General features: G+C 38.1%; 19 protein-coding genes and 2 pseudogenes. 18 read left to right on the top strand and 3 right to left on the bottom strand.

The annotated features are described in order from the left end of the window. The 6 genes from B5E95_RS09270 to B5E95_RS11010 form a co-directional block, all read left to right on the top strand. A partial coding sequence (locus tag B5E95_RS09270; protein ID WP_143437584.1) for a transposase occupies nt 1-443 on the top strand: 443 nt, incomplete at its 5' end. Nucleotides 444-655: 212 nt separating this feature from the next. Further along, nucleotides 656-2,548, top strand: a complete 1,893-nt coding sequence (locus B5E95_RS09265) for a heavy metal translocating P-type ATPase (protein WP_087236399.1) — start codon at nt 656-658, stop codon at nt 2,546-2,548. 31 nt (nt 2,549-2,579) lie between these two features. Continuing rightward, a complete protein-coding gene (locus B5E95_RS09260; RefSeq protein ID WP_087236397.1) occupies nt 2,580-2,810 on the top strand; it encodes a heavy-metal-associated domain-containing protein in 231 nt (76 codons plus the stop codon). Then, the gene (locus B5E95_RS09255; RefSeq protein WP_087236395.1) at nt 2,810-3,361 is read left to right on the top strand and encodes a DNA-binding protein; all 552 of its coding nucleotides are present in this window, start codon (nt 2,810-2,812) and stop codon (nt 3,359-3,361) included. Before B5E95_RS09260 ends, B5E95_RS09255 begins: the two co-directional genes overlap by 1 nt. Nucleotides 3,362-3,379: 18 nt before the next feature. Further along, nucleotides 3,380-4,009 carry a Crp/Fnr family transcriptional regulator gene (locus tag B5E95_RS09250; RefSeq protein WP_025006172.1) on the top strand — a complete coding sequence of 210 codons (630 nt, stop codon included), beginning with the start codon at nt 3,380-3,382 and terminating at the stop codon, nt 4,007-4,009. 403 nt (nt 4,010-4,412) lie between these two features. Continuing rightward, nucleotides 4,413-4,577 carry a hypothetical protein gene (locus tag B5E95_RS11010; RefSeq protein WP_236697317.1) on the top strand — a complete coding sequence of 55 codons (165 nt, stop codon included), beginning with the start codon at nt 4,413-4,415 and terminating at the stop codon, nt 4,575-4,577. On the opposite strand, the pseudogene B5E95_RS09240 reads toward B5E95_RS11010, so the two are convergent. The 3 genes and pseudogenes from B5E95_RS09240 to B5E95_RS09230 form a co-directional block, all read right to left on the bottom strand. Beyond that, nucleotides 4,560-5,018 (bottom strand): annotated as a pseudogene (locus B5E95_RS09240) (MFS transporter); the annotation flags it as partial. The gene B5E95_RS11010 and the pseudogene B5E95_RS09240 sit on opposite strands and share 18 nt — an antisense overlap. Before the next feature lie 158 nt (nt 5,019-5,176). After that, nucleotides 5,177-6,709 (bottom strand): YfcC family protein, encoded by a 1,533-nt coding sequence (locus tag B5E95_RS09235; RefSeq protein ID WP_025006171.1) that lies wholly within the window; start codon nt 6,707-6,709, stop codon nt 5,177-5,179. A gap of 123 nt (nt 6,710-6,832) precedes the next feature. Beyond that, nucleotides 6,833-7,612: a hypothetical protein gene (locus B5E95_RS09230; protein WP_087236393.1), complete on the bottom strand. Its 780-nt coding sequence runs from the start codon at nt 7,610-7,612 to the stop codon at nt 6,833-6,835. A gap of 135 nt (nt 7,613-7,747) precedes the next feature. Between B5E95_RS09230 and B5E95_RS09225 the strand changes: the two genes are divergently transcribed. The 12 genes and pseudogenes from B5E95_RS09225 (at nt 7,748) to B5E95_RS09175 (ending at nt 17,322) form a co-directional block, all read left to right on the top strand. Continuing rightward, complete coding sequence (locus tag B5E95_RS09225; protein ID WP_087236391.1) at nt 7,748-8,080, top strand: putative quinol monooxygenase; 333 nt, start codon at nt 7,748-7,750, stop codon at nt 8,078-8,080. Between the two features lie 2 nt (nt 8,081-8,082). Further along, on the top strand, nt 8,083-8,505 hold the full coding sequence (locus tag B5E95_RS09220) for an N-acetyltransferase (protein WP_087236389.1): 423 nt from the start codon (nt 8,083-8,085) through the stop codon (nt 8,503-8,505). A gap of 81 nt (nt 8,506-8,586) precedes the next feature. After that, nucleotides 8,587-8,892 (top strand): annotated as a pseudogene (locus B5E95_RS09215) (aldo/keto reductase); the annotation flags it as partial. Between the two features lie 117 nt (nt 8,893-9,009). Then, nucleotides 9,010-9,543, top strand: coding sequence for a hypoxanthine phosphoribosyltransferase (gene hpt / locus B5E95_RS09210; RefSeq protein ID WP_087236387.1), 534 nt, complete (start codon nt 9,010-9,012; stop codon nt 9,541-9,543). Between the two features lie 203 nt (nt 9,544-9,746). Beyond that, nucleotides 9,747-10,013, top strand: a complete 267-nt coding sequence (locus B5E95_RS09205) for a 23S rRNA methyltransferase (protein WP_087236385.1) — start codon at nt 9,747-9,749, stop codon at nt 10,011-10,013. An 85-nt stretch (nt 10,014-10,098) separates the two neighbouring features. Then, nucleotides 10,099-10,338, top strand: a complete 240-nt coding sequence (locus B5E95_RS09200) for a hypothetical protein (RefSeq protein ID WP_013437946.1) — start codon at nt 10,099-10,101, stop codon at nt 10,336-10,338. A gap of 111 nt (nt 10,339-10,449) precedes the next feature. Then, nucleotides 10,450-10,617 carry a helix-turn-helix domain-containing protein gene (locus B5E95_RS10740; RefSeq protein ID WP_164480603.1) on the top strand — a complete coding sequence of 56 codons (168 nt, stop codon included), beginning with the start codon at nt 10,450-10,452 and terminating at the stop codon, nt 10,615-10,617. A gap of 336 nt (nt 10,618-10,953) precedes the next feature. After that, complete coding sequence (locus B5E95_RS09195; RefSeq protein WP_087236383.1) at nt 10,954-12,474, top strand: exopolyphosphatase; 1,521 nt, start codon at nt 10,954-10,956, stop codon at nt 12,472-12,474. Continuing rightward, nucleotides 12,471-14,663 carry an RNA degradosome polyphosphate kinase gene (locus B5E95_RS09190; RefSeq protein WP_087236381.1) on the top strand — a complete coding sequence of 731 codons (2,193 nt, stop codon included), beginning with the start codon at nt 12,471-12,473 and terminating at the stop codon, nt 14,661-14,663. Before B5E95_RS09195 ends, B5E95_RS09190 begins: the two co-directional genes overlap by 4 nt. Next, nucleotides 14,656-16,059, top strand: a complete 1,404-nt coding sequence (locus tag B5E95_RS09185; RefSeq protein WP_087236379.1) for a DUF2252 domain-containing protein — start codon at nt 14,656-14,658, stop codon at nt 16,057-16,059. Before B5E95_RS09190 ends, B5E95_RS09185 begins: the two co-directional genes overlap by 8 nt. After that, entirely contained in the window at nt 16,056-16,997 is a 942-nt protein-coding gene (locus tag B5E95_RS09180) for a Ppx/GppA family phosphatase (protein WP_087236377.1), read from the top strand. Before B5E95_RS09185 ends, B5E95_RS09180 begins: the two co-directional genes overlap by 4 nt. Next, complete coding sequence (locus B5E95_RS09175) at nt 16,954-17,322, top strand: transposase (RefSeq protein WP_087236375.1); 369 nt, start codon at nt 16,954-16,956, stop codon at nt 17,320-17,322. The genes B5E95_RS09180 and B5E95_RS09175 overlap by 44 nt, the downstream gene beginning before the upstream one ends. Nucleotides 17,323-17,604 lie beyond the last annotated feature (282 nt).

Below are 17,604 nucleotides of genomic sequence, written 5' to 3'. Positions count from 1 at the left end.
TCCAGCGTTGCTTGGTTCATGTCATGCGTAATATCTGCGCTAAAGTACGCGTGGAAGATCGCGAGGCAATTATGAACGAATTCAAGCAGATTCACCAGCAAGCCAATAAAGCAGCTGCTATTGATGTATTGCATGCCTTCTATGCCAAATGGCACAAGAGTTATAATCATGTCATAAGAAACCTGAAAGACATCGGGCCGGACCTGCTGGTCTTCTATAATTATCCTAAGCAGATCAGAGCTTCAATTTACTCTACCAACATGATTGAATCTTTTAACAACGTCATTAAGCGCAAGGCTAAGCCTAAAGCAGAGTTTCAGACTGAACAGTCGCTTGATACTTTTATTGACATCCAAGCAATGAGTTACAATGACCGCTACTTCAACCGAATTCACAAAGGCTTTGGTCAGGTTCAGGACACCTTAGAATCTTACTTTGACTAAATAAAGAATAAAAAATCAATTTACGAGAAAGACCTATTTACACAAAAGATTTGACAGTTTCGATCTGAAGGATAAGATTAAAGATAAAGAATAATTTGTTAGTTTTAAAGCACTTAGTTTTTAATATTAAGTGCTTTTTTCTTGATGGTCGTCAATTTCTGCTAACAACATTTCTCCTAAACTAAAACATGAAAAGCAAAGGAGGAATATAAATGGTAAAAATTCAACAATTTTTTGTTAAACATCAAAAAATAATTTTGTCACTTAATACTGTGCTGATTTTGCTTGCGGAAGCAGCTAAATGGTTATTCCATATCAATGCTGCTTATCAAGTTCTGATGCTAGTAGTAGGAGTTATTGGTTTAATTCCAATATTGTTAACAGCTATTTCATCATTGAAAGTAAAATTAGTTTCCATTGATGTTTTGGTATCATTGGCAGTAGTTGGCGCTATTATTATTGGCGAATTTAATGAAGCAGCAATTGTTACCTGGCTTTTTGCATTGGGTGATGTTCTGGAAGAACTTACTCTTAAAAAGACGCGTAAAGCTGTATCTGATTTAACTAAAATGGCGCCACGAACCGCGTTAGTCTTGCAAGATGACGGGACAACGGAAGAAGAGGATGTAGATTTTATTGATCCTGGTGAAAAGATTTTGATTAAAACCGGAGATCAAGTCCCAGTTGATGGAAAAATTGTCTCGGGTTCAGGTTATCTAAATGAAGCTAATGTTAATGGTGAGTCGAAACCAGCCGATAAAAAACAAGGTGATCAAGTCTATGCCGGTACAATTCTAGAAGATGGCACCTTGACAGTAGAGACTACGGCAGCCGGAGATGATACTACCTTTGGCAAGATTATCGAAATGGTAGAGGAAGCTCAGGATTCCAAATCTCATACTGAGAAGTTGATCAATCGTTTTTCTAAATACTACACTCCCGCGGTATTAGTGATTGCGATTATTGTAGGCTTAATTACAAGAGACTTCAAATTGGCAATTACAGTAATGGTTCTAGGTTGTCCAGGTGCTTTGGTTATTGGAGTTCCCGTTTCAACTGTTGCCGGTATTGGTAACGGAGCTAAAAATGGCGTGATGTTTAAGGGCTCTCAAGTAATGGATGCAGCTCGTAAAATCGATGAAATCGCCTTTGATAAAACTGGTACTTTAACAGTTGGTCACCCAGAGGTAAATAAAATTGAAGTTCTGAGTGGTAATAAGGACGAAGTTGTTAACCTAGCTGCTAACATTGAGTCTCAAAGCAATCACCCGTTAGCTAAAGCAATGGCTAAGCTTAGTGGGCAAAAGATTGATCAAATCGAGACTAAGACAGTTAAGGGCAAAGGTATGATAGCTGACTTAGATCGAGAACGGTATTATTTAGGTAATTTAGCCTTAATTGAAGAAAATACTTTTGCTAATCCCAAATTAACTCAAGTAGTTAATAAACTAAGTAACTTAGGAAACTCTGTTGTAGTCTTGGCTAATAGTGATCAAAGTAAATTGGCTATTTTTGGCATTAAAGATCGTCTTCGCCCAGAAGCAGAAATCGCATTGATGCAATTAAAGCAACTAGGCATCAAGAAGTTAGTTATGCTTTCAGGTGATAATCAAGAAACAGCTCAACAAATTGCGGCTGATTTGCCAATTGATGAAGTTCATGGACAAATGCTTCCAGCTGATAAGGCACAATTTGTTAAGCAGGAACAAGAAAATGGTCATCACGTTGCCTTTATCGGTGATGGGGTTAATGACAGTCCTGCATTGGCTAATGCCGATGTGGCTATTGCAATCGGTAGCGGTACAGATGTTGCAGTCGATGTTTCAGATATTGTCTTAGTCAAAAATGACTTGCGTAAAATTGCCTATGCTTTATCAATTTCTAAGCGGACCGTTTTAAATATGAATGAAAATATTGTAATTGCATTGTTAACCGTGTTGTTACTATTCATTGGGTTATTTGCAGGTTATGTCGAAATGGCTAGCGGTATGTTTATTCATGAATTTAGCATCTTAGTCGTAATTTTAAATGGTATGCGCTTAATTAGAAATCATCGAAAAGTTGATAACCATCAATTTTCTGATAAGGAAAAAGATTTAGCATAAAACATGTAAGAGATAAGAAAGGAAGGTTTTTATGCAAAAAGTAATGATGAAGTTAGGTGGCATGACTTGCCCATCTTGCTTAACCAAGATTGAAAAAGCTGTTGAAGATGTCGATGGTACAGATCAAATTAAGGTATTATTTAATGCCGGTAAGTTAAAGTTCATGATGAATACTGATAAGGCTGATGTTGCTGATGTTAAAACAGCAATCGAAAAGATGGGCTATGAAGTTAAGGATGTAAAGGCAAAGGAGTTAAACTAATGAAGGCTGAAGAAGCATATAAGGCAGAGTTAAAGCAAAGTGACATTGATCATCATAAGCCTACAGCTGGTGCAATGGTTGGTCACATTATTGCCAATTTACTGATTCACACTTTAAAAATTAATCAAGCTAAGTTCTTCGCTAAGGGTCAAGCTAGTTTGTTTTTAGAGCAGCATGCTGATGAGTGGATCAGATATGAACAGAATGAGTTTAACCGGCTAAATCAGATTTTAGTTAATAATGGCGAAAGTATACCTACTATTACTGATCAATTTAAAGAATATACTATGCTTGAGGAAGACGGAGCAAGCAAGTACAAAGATGGCCAAGACCAACTTTTTGCTTTAGTAAAAGACTTTGATACACAAATCTTATTTATTACTAAGGCAATTGCCTTAGCTCAAAAAGAAGCTTGGCCAGAATTGAGTGCCAATTTAATTGAACTTCTAACATGGATTAAGGAACAAATTCGTCAATCACAAAACTTCTTGGGCCATGAATTACGTGAAGGATTATATACTGAAGAAGATGATGATGACGATGATTTTTAAGTAAAGGAAGTTTTTTGAATGGCAGAGTTGTGTGTACACTTAGTTCCATTATTTAATGCATTACCGACAAATGATCAAATGCAAATAGAAGAGCTAGTTCACCATCAGAATTATCAAAAAAGTGAATTAGTAATGGATCCTACATCAAGTAATAATTTAGTAATTGTTGCTCATGGTGGTGCTCGCCTTTATACTTTAGACGAAAATGGCCGCGAGAATGTTACCCAGATTTTAAAAACGGGTGATTATGCTGGTGAAAACTGGTTATTTGGTGAAGCAAATATCAATACTTATGTTGAAGCTACAGAAAATAGTGAGATTTGTTTGCTTAATCGAAATGAATTTTTAGCGCTAATGAAAAAGAAACCAGAATTAAGTATTCAACTCTTAGAGCAAAATATTATTAAAGTACGTGCTATGCATAGGCAAATTCAATTACTTAGTTTGCCTAAGGTGGAAGATAGACTATTGAGTTATTTGCAGACTTATGCAAAACAAGTGAATAAGAACTCATTTACTTTGCCACTAAAAATGAAAGATTTAGCCTTGTATTTAGGTACTACTCCCGAAACTTTATCGCGTAAATTCGTACTCTTAGAAAAGCAAGGAACCTTAAAACGAAAACTACGTCACATTGATTTATTCTAATTATTATTAAAGATCTACGAGCCAATGGTTCGTGGATTTTTTCATTAAGAATTATTGCATGGTAGTTTTTTAATTAGCGAAAAATCAACTCCTTTGATAAAATTTTATTTAGAGCAGGGAGACACTATGTCACTAATTTATATTCGTCAAGCTGCCAAAAATGACCTTGAACAAATTATGCCGATCATTGATGAAGCAAAAAAGCTTTTAAAAGAAGAGGGGGAACCCGCAATGGCAGAGTGATTATCTCAATGTTGAAACAATTACAGCCGACATTGAAGAAGGCGTAGCCTGGGTCTTAATCGTTGATCAGAAAATTGCTGGCTACACTGCAATTACTTATGGACCTGATCCAAATTATAAAAAGTTTGATGGCAAATGGGAGAATGATCTTGATCCTTATGTGGCCATTCACCGTGTAGCGATTTCTGATGAGTATCGCGGGATGCATATTTATGACGATTCAGTGAATGTCTTAACCAGCTTTTCAGTTTTCCCAGCACAAATTGAAAAGTTGGCTGATTTTGCGGCTGTCTCACCAGCACAACCTAATCCAAGCCGCAATTAATGCCGCAATTGAGGTCATCTTACCAATTCTGCCGCTTTCAAAGTTTTCGGCGATTAAGGCAATGCCTACGCCATATTCACCGCCGGCACCAATACCAGCGAGAAAGCGTAAGGCGTAGATCTCATAGATGTTGTTGGCAAAAGCCATTAAACCGGTAGCTAGGGCGAAGATTAAAACCGTGTGTGAGAAAGTTTTAAACCGGCCAATCTTGTCACCTAGGATGTCGAAGCAGATACCGCCGACTAGCATCCCTAAGTTAGTGATTGAGGAGATCAACCCGGCGGCTCCACCAGAGAGGTGCAAATCCGCAATCATTGAACTCATTGCAAACGATAAAAAAAGCACATCCATGTTTTCAAGCGCAAAACCTGATGAAGTAGAGGCGATGACCCACTTCTGGTTTTTACTTAGTCCATGACTGTGCTGCGTAATATATTTCATATTTAATTTTCTGTCATCCAATTATTTCTTCGTCTGTATATGATACGCTTTTTGAATAAAGAAACAAGGGTTGCTATGAAAAAAAGATCATCCTCTCGTGCTGAAAAAAAGATCATCCTCTCGTGCTGAAAGAATGATCTAAAAACTTTGTTTTAAATCTAATATACTAACAATCCGACGCCTAAAGCGACTAGACACAAGACAAATTCGATTACCAGTAATTTCCAACACCACTTGAACCATTTGTTAAAGTCGATGTTAACCATCATCAAACTCATCAAGATTAATCCGGTTGGGGCAACCAAGGAAATAAAGCCAAGGCCCCAGTTGTAGGCATCAATTACACTAGCACGGTCGATTCCAACCACATTGGCAAGTGGTGCCATGATTGGCATGGAAAGTACGGCCAAACCAGATGATGATTGAATGAAGAATCCCAGAATGATGTAGACGATGAACAGGAACCAAATGAAGATTAATGGACTCATGCCAGAAATCTGTTGGCTGAAGAAGTGCATGATGGTGTCACTGGTGTGACTGTCGTCCATAACAATGGAAACGGCTCTCGCCAACCCGATTGTCAAAGCAACACCAAGCAAATCGCTAGCACCATCAACGAAGGCTTGCACAACTTTGTGCTCGGAAAGTCCTGAGAAGATAGCCATCAAGTAGCCGGCAGTTAAGAAGACTACCGAAATTTCGGTGAAGTACCAGCCTTTTTGTTGTACACCCCAGATCATGACGATAAAGGCAATGCCGAAGATGATCAATGATAATTTTTGTTGCCAAGTAAAGTTGGCTGGTTTGTTAAAGTCGGCATCGTTTAAGTACTTTTCACGATCTTCTTCGTATTGGTCGTAAACAACAGATTTAGTAGGATCTTTACGTACCTTTTCAGCGTAGCGAATGACATAGATCATACCAACTACCGTACAGATGACCCACATGGTAATTCTGAGTGGTAAAGCTCTGGCGAAGTTAACACCAGCAGTGTTAGAAGCGATGATCGTTGAGAATGGGTTAATGGTTGAAATCATGGTCCCAATACTCGTTCCCAGGAAGATCGTTCCTAGAACTGTCATCGTATCATACCCGGCTAGCAGGAAGACTGGAATTAGGATTGGGTACATGGCCATCGTTTCTTCGGCAAGACCAAAGGTTGTACCACCAAGAGAAATTAGCCCCATCACAAGGACGATTAACAGAACTTGCTTACCTTTGATTTTCTTAGATAAAGCCTGCATCCCCGAGTTGATCGCGCCGTTTGCGTGAACGACACCAATACATCCACCTAGGATCAAAACGAAGGCGATGATGTCGACACTTTGAGCGATACCTTGTACCTGTGAGGTGAAGAACTGATTGATCGCCTGCCACAGGTTAGGCTTCTTTAAATTGATTCTCTCGTAAGAATTTGGAATAGCAACTGGCTTGTAGATTGTGCCATCCTTAAATTTCTTGACTGCAATGTTGACCTTGTGCTTCTTTAAAGTGGCCTGAGTAGCAGGTTCTTTGTACCTTTTGCCACTTGGTCTGGTAACTACGAAATCTTTATTGCTGGTATCATAAGCAATCGTCGCATAGTTACCGGCAGGAATAACAAAAGTCAATAGTTGAACAAGCAAAAGTACAATTATGATGACGGTATAGGCCGTCGGAAATTGGTGCTTTTTCTTCTTTTTAGTAGCCATAATAAAACCTCCTTACTTGTATAACTATTGATTTATAGTTTTATTATACAGTTAAGGAGGTATCTTTTGATAGCGATTTCATATAAATATAATAAAAAAGCCGAGCTTGACTCGACCTTCTTGTTATTCAGCGTGTTTACCGCGATTTCTGTACCAGAACTTGCGTGTAATATAGATTGCGGCAATTACCATAATCACCAATGGAGTAACCACGAATTTCAAGATGTTACTGTTACGTTCAGCTTGTACATTAGCATGATTTTTGGCAGTAGCAGGTTTGTTCTTCTTACTTGTTGCCTTTTTCTTATTAGGCTTACTGCTGGTAGCTGCCTTACTTGGACTAGCATTTTGCTTTTTGTTTAAATTAGAAGTAGCAGAATTTGACATCTTGTGTTGGTGACGCCATTTGTCTGTTTTCTTGATTGCTGAATGGCTGTTGTGATTATCCTTTGTTACATTCTGTGAATGTTGTTGATTATGGGTAGTGGTTGTGCTACTACTATCCTTCTTATTTGGCAAATAGTAGGCACAATCGATGTAGGTGACACCACTTGGATTGTTAGGATCAACTTCAAGGGCACGTCCACCATAAGGGGGATTGCCAGCTATCTCAAAGTCACCAATTCTCTCTGGTAATTGCCCCATGTTAAAGAATTGCCGCTCAGGGACACCGTTAACCACTTTTACCGTATCGGCATACATGACTTGTAAGGTTTGACCAGTATATTGATTTATGCAACGCCAATATAATGATTGGTAGGTTACATTTTGTTTATTTGTTTCAGATGTTTGTGGTTGATTAGTTTGATCATTTTCATCAGCTAAAACTGGAGTAGTCGTTAAAAGCAGGGCAGCTGGTAACGCTGCACACAGTTTGATGAGGAATTTTCTTTTGGTTAACATTTTTCTCACCTCTAAATAATAACGCTTACTTTCTACTTAAATTTTAGCGATAACTTTCGATGAATACAAGTTAAGAATAAGCAAGAGTATAGTAAAATAACTGATGAAAGCGATTTTACAAAGGAGAGATAAATTATGAGTTTGACTGTAAATCTTTATTACAATGGCAAAAATGGTGATGCCAGAAAGTTCGCACAAGAAATGGAAGACAAGGGTATTGCAGGTCGTATTCGTGCCGAAGAAGGCAATGAAAAATATGATTACTTTATCCCAATGGACGATCCTGAGACGGTTTTATTAATCGATAGTTGGCGTGATCAAAAGGCGCTTGAGGCTCACCATGCTTCACCTATGATGAAGGAATTGGCTGACTTGCGTGAAAAGTATAACTTGCATATGCGCGTTGAACGCTACATCTCAGATGACAGCGGCGTGCCTGCAAGTGATCAAAAGTTTATTCGGAAATAAAGATGATTAGAAAATATCAAAAGAGCGATTTAGATGCATTGATGCAGAGTTGGCTTGAGGGTAACCTTGATGCGCACGAGTTTATTGATCCAAGTTATTGGCATGATAACTATGAATTGGTGAAAAAAGAGTTGCCGAATGCTCAGCTGTATGTAGATGAAGAAGAGGGCGAGATAGCTGGTTTTGTAGGGATGCAAGGCGACTATATTGCCGGTATCTTTGTTAAAAGAGATCATCGGGGCCGCGGTATTGGCGGAAAGCTGATTGACTTTTTGAAGCTAAAGCATGATAAATTGCAGCTGTCGGTGTATGAAAAGAATGGGGCGGCTATTAGTTTTTATCAAAACCGTGGTTTTAAGTTAGTGAAAAAAGAGATTGATCAAGAGGCTGGTGCAGCCGACTGTTTAATGGAGTGGGATGCATAAAAGTTATGCCTAGGAATTTATAATAAGTATTTTTTCATAATGGACTAGCGGTATTAAACTTAAAGTAATGAAAGTCAGGAAAAGCATGGTGTTGAGATGTCAGAAATTGCTTTAGCTTGGGAATGGGCTAAGGGTATCACTGCTCCAATCGTTGGTTCAACGAAGATCAAACACCTTGAATCAGCTGTGAATTCGATGGACGTAGAGCTCACACTAGATGAAGTAAACTATTTTGATGAATTGTATGTGTCACACCCAATTATCGGTGCAATTAATCAAAATCCACCTGAGGGCACAGTGGTTTTAGATAGGAAATGGAGTAAAGAAACTATTAAGTGTAAAATCTTAATAGTTTTTTATCTACTCTCAATAAAACACGAACAATAATATATAAAAATTATGATTAATTAATAAATTAGCCAAAAATTTTAGCGAAATACTGTAAAATTAAAAAATATATGCTAAAATCTTACCGTTAACTAATTTGAGAGGGAAATAATCAACATGAATAACGACATCGAAAAAGTATTATTTGATCAAGATCAACTTAACAAGCGCATGGATGAAATGGCAGCTCGCCTTAACAAGAAATATGAAGGGCAAGAACCAATCGTCATTCCAGTTTTGAATGGCGCAATGATCTTTGCCAGTAATATGATCAAAAGATTAACTTTCGAGTTAACAATTGAGCCAATTAGGGCCTCCAGTTATGAAGGTACCAGCTCTACTGGTAAGGTTAAGATTACCCAAGACGTGAAGTCAGACGTTAAGAACCGCCCAGTAATCTTCATGGAAGATATCATTGACACAGGTAGAACTTTAAAGGCACTTAGCGACTTGATGAAGGAACGCGGTGCCAAGAGTGTTGAAGTTATTTCTATGTTAGATAAACCTGAGACACGTGTAGTTGACTTCTACCCAGATGATTATGGCTTCAAGGCCCCTAATGAATTCTTAGTAGGTTACGGCTTGGACTACAACGGTCTTTACCGCAACTTGCCATATGTTGGTATTCTTAAGCAAAGAGTTTACGCTTAGATTTAATATAGATAATGTAAAAAAGACATAGCTTATCTCATTTAAATAGGTTATGTCTTTTTTAATATTCATAAATACAATTGATAAGATTTTGCTTATTTAAAGTTACAGAAAAAACGTATAGTATTTGATTTTCACTTGTCACTGCTAATCGATATCTTATTTTATAAAAAGGAAACCTAATCGGCAATGCTGATCAAGTAATGAATCGTTTAGCTAAAAACAATGAAAATGCTAGCGTCATTATTGCAACTGCTCCTAAGAAAGGCTTGTTAAAAGGCTTTATTGAAGCTAGCGTAAAGATGCAGCCAAGAGAGTTTATCTATCTCTCATTTAACCCAGACACTTTGGTATGTGATCTTAAGCTCTTTAAGCAAAATGGTTATGAAACTAAGGCAATCACACCGATTGATGTTGCACCTCAAACGCCAGATATGATGTGCATTTACAGACTAGATAAGGAAAATTAATTTAAAATAAGAAGCCTAACATAATTAGGTAAAATGTTATAATGATTGTGTTGGAGTTTATTTATAAGAAAAGAGATAAAAGCGAATGAACACAATTGCATTTAACCAACAATTATCAGACAAATTGAATGAAGCTCTAAATCCTGATTTGTACTCAACACCAGGTAAGGGTGAAATTACTGTAATCGCAAATGAAAAGAAAGATTTGCGTGAATACCGCATCATCACCAAAGACAACAAGGTTGTTGATTTAGTTGATGCTTATGACTCTGAGCACGATGCTGACTACCAAAAGTTAGTCGACTTCCTCAAGGACTACCGTTAATTAAGAATACAATTAAGACCCAGAGTCATATCAGCTCTGGGCTTTTTTTATTCGCTTGGCTTAATAATTTTCTAATAAACAAATAAAACAAACATAATAGAGGTAGATATAATGAAAACACAACTAAGATTTAAAGAGGGCCAAGATTATCCTGAACAACAAAATGGTTTGCCAAAGGCATTCTTCCATGACCCAAAATATAGGGATATGAGTGTCAATGCTCGTTATCTTTACATGATTTTTACTCTACGGATGACAGAGTCACAAAATAAGGGTTGAATAGATGACGACGGCAACATGTACATCATTTATTCAGATGAAGATTTGATGAAAGAAATGCACTGCAAATCTTGTACAGTAGATAAATTGAAAAACGAACTAGTTAATTTGACTTGCTATCAATGGAGAGACATTCCAACCATTTGTATCCCTTACATGTAAGCAATTCATATAGTCATTAGGGTGAAAAAGGTACATAAAATTGTGCCTTTTTTGTTATTAAATTTTTTCAAAATTAGGCCGTAAAATTTAGATCATAATCAAAAGTCAATATATAATTAAGATAGAGTAAAAGTATAATATTAAAGTAATTGCATTAATAGGTGAAAATAATAAATGAAGAAAACTTTATTTGGTTTAATTTATATGTCTTCCTATAAGATTCAACTTAACATAGTAGATCTAAAGGATCTAACTGTCATTGAACAACTGGATTCGCCTTCGTTTTTACAAGCTGATAGTAAAAGCCAGGTTTTTGAACAAGATATGGACAAAATCTGTGATGCAATTGAAGGCTTTAAAGAGAAGCTAGCAGAATATCAGATTAAGGATTTCAAGTTTTACGGCAATGAACAATTAATTGATGAAATGTCTGCCAGTTTTATTGCAGATCAGATCAAGGTTAGAACTGGTTGGAAGATCGAATGGCTTAATGGTGGTCAAATCGTCTACGCCAAGGTTTTAAGCGGGATGAAGAGTCAAACAGAAGTAAATGACGATGGCAAGGACCACGCCACTTATTTGCTTAGTCTTGGTTCTGCAATGATCAACCTTTCTTTGTTTAAAAACAATAAGTTCGAATCAAGCTGGAGCCTGGCTTTAGGTCCACGAGAGATCCAAGAGATCAATGAAATCACTAATGAAACGCCTAATGATCCGATCTATGTTATCAATGATTACTTAGGTGCGAAGATCGGTCACTTGGCTCGTCAGATCAAGAATAATTCGCGTGCCGCTGTAATTATCCAACACGCTGATGCCTTGAATAATACTTATTTGAAGAAAGAAAACTCAGCTAACCAAATTACGCACGAGGAATTTCAATACTTCTATGATCAACTGATCCAAATGTCGCTTAACGATATCATGCAAAACTATGACTTGGAACCAGCTGTAGCTGAACACGTTATTCCTAATGCCATTTCAATCAAGCAATTCCTTTCTCTCTTAAATATTGGCACGATTTACATTACAGACATGTCTGTTGTCACCGGCCTTTTGATGCTAGAGAAGAGAGGCAAAGATACTGATATCATGATGACTTCAGCTCAAAATATGGCTCGACGCTATTTGGTTGATTTACACCATGCTAACGCAGTACGTAAGTTTGCTTTGCACATTTTTGATCGTTTACGTAAAGTACACCTTTTGCCTAAATCAGCTAGAGAATTGTTAGGTTGGGCAGCAACCGTTGATGATATCGGCAGCTTTGTTAATCAAGCTCGCCGCTATGAGCAATCAGCCGATTTTATCGAAGCTAATGAACTGATTGGCATGTCAGATCGTGAAAATGAAATCATCAGTGAGATTTGTCGTTATCAGACTATCGATGATGGAGATGATTCTGCGCCAAACATTGGTGGACACCACTACCGTCACTTGGATCCAGATGTTCAATTAACAGTGGCCAAGCTTTCTGCCATTTTGCGGATTGCGACAGCATTAGATGCATCCCACAAACAAAAGATCAAGCAAATCGTTATTTCACTGAAGAAAAACAATGAATTAGTGATTAGAGCGAAAACTAACGCAGATATTACGCTGGAACGTTGGTCATTTAACAAACGCGTTAAGTTATTCGAGGATGTATTTGGCATTAAAGTTGTTTTAAAACAAGAGGGTATGAATAGACAATGAGTAGTACATTTTTAGGAAACGAAAAAGAAGAAACAAAACCGTTTTTAAAACCGGAATATTTTAAAAACCGTGAATTAAGCTGGATGGACTTTAATGACCGAGTGTTGGAAGAGGCCCGCAATAAAGATAATCCATTGCTTGAAAGAATCAATTTCTTGGGCATCACGCAAAGTAATGTGGACGAATTCTTCATGGTTCGTGTTGCTTCTTTGCACAAGTTGATTGCGGCAAGCATTAAGACAACTGACTCTTCAGGTCAGACTCCTGAAAAGCAGCTTGATGCCATCAACCAAAAAGAACACAGAGCAGTAGAAAAGAGATACTCAACTTATTGGCGTTCACTTTTACCATTGCTTGAAAAGAAGAATATTTTCATTAAAGAAGTCAAAGATCTGAACGCTCAGCAATATGAGTTCGTTAGACGTTACTTCAGTGATGAACTATATCCAATCATTACACCAATGGCCGATGACACCAACCGTCCATTCCCATTTATTGCCAATGATTCATTGAACATCGCTGTTCGCTTGAAGGACAAGGAAGATGGTAAGCATTATTACGCCACCCTTAGAGTTCCTAATAACTTTAAGCGTCTGGTTAAATTGCCTAAGGCTGACAATAGTTTTGTTTTGCTTGAAGACATCATCAAAGAATTCGTTAGCAGCTTTTTCGACGGCTACGAAGTAAAGGAAGCCGCTACTTTCCGAGTTACTCGTGACATGGACTTGGACGTGGCTGAACGTGATACTTCAGACTTTTTGCGGAGTGTACAAAAGCAATTGAAAGACCGTGAACATGGTAAAGTTGTTCGCCTTGAAATTGAAAAATCAATGGGTGAAAAGTTGCGTTCGCGCTTGTTTGATAAATTAAAGGTTAAGAAGAATGAAATCTATGAGATTTCTGGTCCAATTGATTTAACCTTCCTTAAGAAACTTGCTGGTGCAGTTAAGGGTCATGAAAAAATGCGTTATGCGCCAATCAAGGGTTATGTTGATCCAGATTTAGCTCTTTCAAGCGATATTTTTGCCAATATTAGACAAAGAGATTACTTGGTTCAACACCCATATGATTCATTTGACACAGTTTTAAACTTTATTTGTAAGGCTGCCCATGATGACAAGGTCTTAGCCATTAAGATGACCCTTTATCGTGTTTCAGGTAATTCACCAATCATTAAATACTTGGGTCAAGCTGCACAAGCTGGCAAACAAGTAACAGTTTTGGTCGAAGTTAAAGCTCGTTTTGATGAAGAGAACAACGTCCACTGGGCTAAGACTTTGGAACAAATGGGCTGTCACGTTATCTATGGTTTGAAAGGACTTAAGACGCACACCAAGATTACTTTGGTCATTCGCCGTGATGAAGATGGTATTCGCAGATACATTCACTTGGGTACCGGTAACTACAACGACGTAACTGCTCACTTCTACACTGATATGGGCTTATTCACTTCACGCCGCGACCTTGGTGTCGATGCCACTAACTTATTTAACATGCTATCTGGTTATTCTCGTCCACCATACTTCAGACAATTAAGAATTTCACCAAAGCATATCCGTGAGTTCATTAATCAAAAGATTGATAATGAAATCGAAATTGCCAAAACTGGCCGTAAAGCCGAAATTCACATGAAGATGAATTCACTCTCTGATCCTGAAATCATTGGTAAACTTTACGAAGCTTCTCACGCTGGCGTAAAAATTCACTTAATTGTGCGCGGAATTTGTTGCTTAAGAACCGATATTCCTGGAATTAGTGATAATATTGAAGTACATTCGATTGTCGGAAGATTACTCGAACACAGTCGAATCTATTACTTCTATAATAATGGTAATCAAGATGTCTACCTTTCAAGTGCGGACATGATGAAGCGTAACTTGAACAGAAGAGTTGAAACCTTATTTCCAATCTTGCAGCCAGATTTGAAGGAACGTGTACTTCATATCTACGATATTATGTGGAATGACAACGTTAAGACACGTGTACTTCATAATGATGTATATTCAATGGTTGATCGTCGTGGTAAGAAGGCCCTTAACTCTCAAGAGTACTTTATTCATCAAGCCCAAGAAAAAGAACGCGAATTAAAGCAAAAAGAAGATGAAGATAGAGATCCTGATGTCTTTGAAGTAATGCGTAAAGAAGACAATGATTTAACCCTTGAGGAAAAGAAGGATACGGATGAGTAAGGATTTTTTACGCAAAAGATTCAATATTGATAAGCTGCGATTAAAAGCTAGCAAAGATGAATTGATTGAGGCCGGCAAGAAGCAGGCTAAAAAGGTGCCAGTTAGTGAACTAGGTGCTTTTAAACCGGTTGAACGGGATGCCGTTGAGATGATCAAGACACAGGAAGATACAATGATTCCTGAGCTATTGCCTTTGCGTCATCAGCGCATGATTGCTAATGCCTTTAGCTTCTTGCGTGGTACTGCTGGTGTCATGGAATATGACTTGTTGCACAGCACGCAAAGCAAAATCTGGGTGATGATTTGTGGAGATGCCCACTTAAACAACTTCGGCTTTTTCGCTTCACCTGAAAGACAGTTGCTTTTCGGACTTAATGACTTTGATGAAACCAGAGTTGGCAATTGGGAGAGCGATTTGAAGCGTCTGATGGTCAGTGCCCAATTAATCGGTGAGATCAACGGCTATAATCCAGATAATCTTTATAAGATATTGAAGAATACTGCCAAGGCTTATGAAGACGGAATTAATGATGCGGCTGGTCAAAAGCTGCTCGACCGTTTTTACGCCTCATACAGCATCAATGATTTCTTTAATACAGCCAGTGATGATAAGCAATTAGTCAAGATTTTGAAGAAAATTGCGGATAAGGCACCAAAGAATAATTCGGATAAGGTAGTTAAAAAGTTTACGACTGAAGAAAATGGCAAGCTGGTCTTTAAAGAAAATCCACCACGTGCTAGACGGATTTCTGATCAAACTTATCAGGAATTAGTTAGTGCGATGGAAGAGTACCAAAAGAAGCTTTCACCTGATGTAAAGGTGCTGCTGAGCAGTTTTAAACTGACTGACATTATTCGTTACAGCGTAGGTGTTGGTAGCTTTGGTACACGCTGCTATCTGGTTTTACTGACAGGTAGAGACGGTAGTCACTTGGTTTTGCAAATCAAAGAAGCAATGCCATCTAAGTATGATTTGTCTAATTTGTCTGTGGCAGAAGCTAAACAGCAAGGTTATGAAGAAGGGCGCCGTGTAATCACCGGTCAAAGCATCTTGCAAACCTTCTATGATCCATTCTTGGGTTATACTGAAGCAGGAGGCCGCAGCTATTATGTGCGTCAATTCAGAGATATGAAGGACTCAATTGATACCACTAAGCTGGATGAAGAAAGCTTTGAAGCTTATGCGACGCTTTGTGCCTTCATCTTGGCCCGAGCTCATTGTCAAAGTCCAACGGCAGCAATGATTTATGGCTACTTGCAAGAAAGTAGGCAATTTGATAAGTGTATGGCTGATTGGGCTGTCGCTTATAGTAAGCAAGTAGAACAAGATTACGAAGCTTTTACGAAGTATCTGCGCGGTGAATATGACAGTAGACTGAGGAGGAAGAGAAAATGACTAATACTAATTTAGTAGTAATTGACTTGGGTTCCAACTCGGTCAGAATGCAGATTTCACAAATAGACGATTATGGTGGCTATACAGTAATAGGTTACTTTAGAGAGTATGTCCGTTTGTCTGAAAATATGGGCAAAGAAATGACGCTTAAAGAAGAACCAATGAACAGAACGATTCAAGCTTTGAAAGATTTTAAAACCAGATATACGCAATATGATAATGTGGTCGTCAAAGCGGTAGCAACGGCTGCAGTTCGCGGAGCAAAGAACCAAGCGGAATTCTTAAAACGAGTAAAAGATGAAGTTGGACTGGACTTGCAGGTGATCTCAGGTAGTATCGAAGCATACTTGGACTACATTGGCGTAGTTAATACCTTGCCAGTCAGAAACGGCATTATCATGGATTGTGGTGGTGCTTCAACGGAGCTGATTTGGGTTCAAAATGGTGCCTGCAAAGAACGGGTAAGTATTCCAGTCGGTTCAGTCGTTTTGTCGCAAAACTATAACTTAGCTGATACCATTTCAGCTAGTGATTTGTATAGCGCAATGAATGCGGCAGGGCAGAAAATTTCAACGGTGCGCTGGCTAGGACAAGTGCATAATTTGCCATTAATTGCACTTGGCGGTAGTAACCGGACAATCGCGAAGATTCACCGACGAGAGGTTACTGATGAAGTTGATGAGTTGCCTGACATTCACGGGATGCACTTGCCACCACACTATATCTTTAACTTGATTAGTAAATTGATCGCCATGAATAAAGATGAACGGATGAAGATTCCTGGTTTAGCCAAGCACCGAGCAGACGTGATCGTCGGTGGTTTGATTCCGATTAGCTTAGTATTGCGTAACTTGCAGGTTAGTGAAGTGATCTTTTCTAACAGAGGGTTGCGTGATGGTATTTTGTTTGAATACTTGCGTAAAAATAGAAAAGAATAATTGGCTCTTTGTCAAACAACTTAATGCTTTCCTAGGACTAGATCTAAACAGATATCAGTCTGGTAAATACGGTAAGGGTGATACTATTAACCGCAGAGGCAGTAGTCAGGGCAGAGCTGTTGAAACAGATATGATTCGAAGCACGTTGAGAAATCAGGGTAAAATTCAAAATCATTTAGTTGACTACTATTACAAATTAAAAAAGCCACCTTTCAATAATCATGACAAGGTAGCTTTAATAGCGTGTGCCAATCATTTGAATCGCACTATTATAAATTTGGTCCACACACATCAACTTTATAATTATTCTAAGGCAATTCATTAATAAATGCTTAGCACGCAATAAGTGAAAAACTGCCAAAAGACTAGCCTTTTGGGGTTATGTTTAGTATACTCTTTTTTCTCTATAATAATGATTGACATTCTATAAGAATGTTGTTGATAGAAGTCAAATATAATTTAGATTAAGCATTAAGCTATTTGATAATAGCTTGATGCTTTTTCTTGTGTGTCGGGCATGACATTTCATCTAGTCTAGTGAAAGTCTAGACCACGGGTAGTTGTCGCCAAGTGTAGTGAACCACAAGCTGATAGCGGTGACGCTATG

Origin of the sequence: Lactobacillus gallinarum, from assembly GCF_002160635.1 — a bacterium.
GTDB classification, from domain to species: domain Bacteria; phylum Bacillota; class Bacilli; order Lactobacillales; family Lactobacillaceae; genus Lactobacillus; species Lactobacillus gallinarum.
This window is presented reverse-complemented; position numbering and strand designations above follow the sequence as displayed.